Source organism: Methylophaga sp. UBA1464 (assembly GCF_002325665.1).
Lineage (GTDB): Bacteria > Pseudomonadota > Gammaproteobacteria > Nitrosococcales > Methylophagaceae > Methylophaga.
This window is the reverse complement of sequence record NZ_DCSO01000107.1, coordinates 35,603-37,679: the sequence shown is the minus strand read 5'-3', so window position 1 is coordinate 37,679 and position 2,077 is coordinate 35,603. Positions and strand designations below refer to the sequence as shown.

The 2,077-nt window shown below is 45.6% G+C and carries 1 protein-coding gene and 1 pseudogene; both read right to left on the bottom strand.

Annotation, left to right across the window (positions count from 1 at the left end; translation table 11 throughout):
- Positions 1-351, bottom strand: a pseudogene (locus tag B3O33_RS14565) (SPOR domain-containing protein); the annotation flags it as partial.
- A 9-nt stretch (positions 352-360) separates the two neighbouring features.
- Entirely contained in the window at positions 361-2,076 is a 1,716-nt protein-coding gene (argS, locus tag B3O33_RS14560; RefSeq protein ID WP_292363874.1) for an arginine--tRNA ligase, read from the bottom strand.
- Position 2,077 lies beyond the last annotated feature (1 nt).

The following is a 2,077-nucleotide window of genomic DNA, read 5'->3' as shown; positions in this document are numbered from 1 at the left end:
TTGCTGGGTTTGTTCTGCAGTTTGTGCAGATGGCTGAGGGGCCTCAGCGACCTCTTCAGGTGGAGAAGAGACGATTGGTTTTTGCGGCTGATTGGCAATAGTTCTGGGTTTTTCAACCACCACTTCCGTTTCAGGCAATAAGGTATAAAAATCAAAAGTGGGCTCCACAGCTGATTTTTTTTGCTGTTGTTGCGTGGTTTTTGCCTGTTGCTGATCCGCTGGAACATTATCTTTCAGATGTAATAAAAACATCACAAAAGCACCTACCGCGAAACTGATTAACATAGGTCCCCAAGGCATACTTCCGCCCTGCTTTGGAGACTGTTTACGGGTATTTCTTCTGGCTGCCACAAAAACCTCTTACATCGTTTGTGGCGCTGAGACGCCCATTAAACCCAAACCATTAGCAATAACCTGTCTGACAGCAGTGATCAGTGTTAAACGCGCCTGACTGACATTGATATCTTCTGTCATAAACTGATGGGCGTTGTAATACGTATGGAAATCACGGGCCAAATCCATCAGAAAATGCGCCAGCAGATGTGGCGTGTAAGTTACTGCGGACAGTTCAACTACTTCCGGATAACGTGAAAGCATAGTCAGCAACGCTTGTTCGTGATCTTCGGTTAATAAAGACAAGTTCTGCAACCCGGCCTGTTCATCCCAGTTCAGTTGTCTTTCAGCTAATTGACGGAACACACTGCAAATCCGTGCATGCGCATATTGCACGTAATATACCGGATTATCATTACTTTGTGATTTCGCCAGCTCCAGATCAAAATCCATATGCTGATCAGCCCCACGCAGCACATAAAAGAAACGGGCAGCATCCTTACCAACTTCATCACGCAGTTCCCGTAGCGTGACAAATTCACCACTGCGAGTCGACATACCGACCTTTTCCTTGCCACGATACAATACGGCAAACTGCACCAATAAAACACTTAGTTTGCTGACATCCTGATGTAACGCCGTCATTGCCGCTTTAACACGTGGAATATAGCCATGATGATCGGCACCCCAGATATCAATGATCTGCTCAAAACCACGCTGAAATTTATTCAGATGGTAGGCAACATCAGAAGCAAAATAGGTTGCCTGACCATTATCCCGCACCACAACGCGATCTTTTTCATCGCCAAACTCTGTGGACTTGAACCACCAGGCCCCATCCTGCTGATAGAGCACATCAGCTGCTTTTAATTGCTCGATTGCCTCATCAACCACGCCCGATTCAACCAGTGATCGTTCGGAAAACCACTCATCATATTCGGCGCCAAATTCAGCCAAATCATTACGAATATCATCCAGAATGGCATTTAAACCTAAATCAAATAATTCACGGTACAGTTCAGCACCAAGTAATTTTTTGGCCTGTTGTGTCAGGCCATCAATATGCAATTCTTTGTCACCACCTTGCGGTTCGTCTGTGGGCACGCCATCAAATACCACTGCAGCTGGGTGTAATAGTGCATCGGCATGCTGATTTTTAAGGGTCTCAGCAATGTCAAAAACATATTCACCACGATAACCATTACTGGGAAAAATAAACTGTTCACCACATTTTTCCAGATATCTCAGCCAGACACTGGTGGCCAGAATGTCCATCTGACGGCCAGCATCGTTAACATAATATTCGCGATGTACATCATAACCTACCGCTTTAAGCAGACTGCCGACGACTGAACCATACGCAGCACCACGACCATGACCAACATGCAAAGGACCTGTCGGGTTGGCAGAGACAAATTCCACTTGAACTCTCTGGCCCTTACCGTAATCACTCAAACCGAACTGACCGGCTTTTTTCAATACCTCAGCAACCACTTCCAGTCTGGCATTTGCTGATAAAGTGAAGTTAATAAAACCGGGGCCAGCAATATCGACTTTATCAATCATCTCATGCTGCGGCAAAGCATCAACAATTAAAGTTGCTATCTGACGTGGATTCATTTTGGCCGGTTTGGCCAATACCATGGCAATATTGCTGGCAAAGTCACCATGGCTGCGATCTTTGGTTCGTTCCAACTTAACATCAACCGAGGAAATATCTGCAGGGAGGCTTTGTTGTGAAATC